The sequence below is a fragment of the Xanthomonas sp. SHU 166 genome (assembly GCF_000364685.1).
Classification (GTDB): Bacteria; Pseudomonadota; Gammaproteobacteria; order Xanthomonadales; family Xanthomonadaceae; genus Xanthomonas_A; species Xanthomonas_A sontii.
The window spans coordinates 1-1,188 of sequence record NZ_AQOJ01000548.1 but is presented as its reverse complement, the minus strand read 5'-3'; the positions used below and the strand labels follow the sequence as shown (position 1 = coordinate 1,188).

Annotated in this window: 1 protein-coding gene and 2 pseudogenes; all 3 read left to right on the top strand. The window is 74.3% G+C overall.

Annotated features, from left to right (window positions below; translation table 11 throughout):
• Window positions 1–472: pseudogene (locus tag D180_RS14035) on the top strand (DUF58 domain-containing protein); the annotation flags it as partial.
• Complete coding sequence (locus D180_RS14030) at window positions 469–936, top strand: DUF4381 family protein (RefSeq protein ID WP_017913297.1); 468 nt, start codon at window positions 469–471, stop codon at window positions 934–936. The pseudogene D180_RS14035 and the gene D180_RS14030, both read left to right, overlap by 4 nt.
• Window positions 933–1,188 (top strand): annotated as a pseudogene (locus D180_RS14025) (VWA domain-containing protein); the annotation flags it as partial. The gene D180_RS14030 and the pseudogene D180_RS14025, both read left to right, overlap by 4 nt.

The window sequence follows — 1,188 nt, the reverse complement described above, 5'->3', positions numbered from 1 at the left end:
GCCCGCCGCCGGGCCGCGCGGCGTGCTGCGCGTGCTCGATGCGCTGGCGCGCTGGTATGCGCAGCCGCCGCAGGACGATGCGGGCCTGACCATGGCGCTGGATCACGCGGCCAAGCTGCTGCGCCCGGGATCGCGCCTGACCGTGCTGGCCGATCCGGCCAGTGCGCAGGCCGTGCCCGCCGCGCGCTGGGCCGGGCTGGCGCTGCACAACGAAGTGGAGTTGCTGCTGCTCGCCGATCCGCTGGAAGTGCATCCGCCACGCGCCGCCCTGCCGTTCTGGGCAAGCGGCCGCCGCGTGGAGGTGGATCTGCTGGCGAGCACCGCGCAACAGCGCTGGCGCGCGCAATTCGTGCAGCCGTTGGAAACCCTGGCGGCGGAACTGCCGGGCCGCGGCGTGCAGGTGCGGGTGTTGCTGAGCGACGCACCCAGCGAGTCGTGGTTGCTGCCGGTGCAACGGGGGGCGTCGGCATGAGCCCGCAGCAATTGCCACTGCGCGATGTGCATCTGCCGCCGGCACCGGCCTGGTGGCCGCCCGCACCGGGCTGGTGGATGCTGGCGGCGGTGCTGCTGCTGGCGCTCGGCGTGGCACTGTTGGTATGGATGCGCCGGCGCCGGCGCGAGCAGCGCTGGCAGCGTCAGTTCGATGCGGCGACGCGCACGGGCGAACCGCCGGCGCAGGTGGCCGCGGTCTCGGAGCTGCTCCGGCGCGCGGCGCAACGTCGGGATCCCGCCGCGGCGGTGTTGCAGGGAGAGGACTGGCTGCGGTTCCTTGATGGCGGCGACAAACACCAGGCGTTCTCCGCCGGCCCCGGCCGCGTGTTGCTCGACGGTGGCTACCGCCCCAGCCTCGACCCGGCGCAGGTGCAGACATTGCTGCCGCTGGCGCGGCGCCGCTTCCTGGCGTTGATGGCGGCGCGGCGTGGAGGACGGCGATGAGCCTGGTGTCTTCGTCGTGGCAGAGCCTCAGCGACCTGCTGGCCGGCTTCGCCTGGCCGTGGATGTGGCTGGCGATGCCGCTGCCCCTGCTGGCCAATCTGTTGCTGCGGGCACGGCGCGGCAATGCGCCGGCCTTGCGCGTGCCCTATGGCGAGCGCCTGCAGGCCGTGGCCGCCGCGCCGGCACGCGGCGGGCTGTGGCGCGCCAGCGTGTGGCTGGCGTGGCTGGCCTGGTTCTGCCTGTGCGCGGCGG

Bases quoted from the DNA above. Each gene is read 5' to 3' on its own strand.
- D180_RS14030 (WP_017913297.1), top strand. From the start codon at position 469: ATGAGCCCGCAGCAATTGCCACTGCGCGATGTGCATCTGCCGCCGGCA.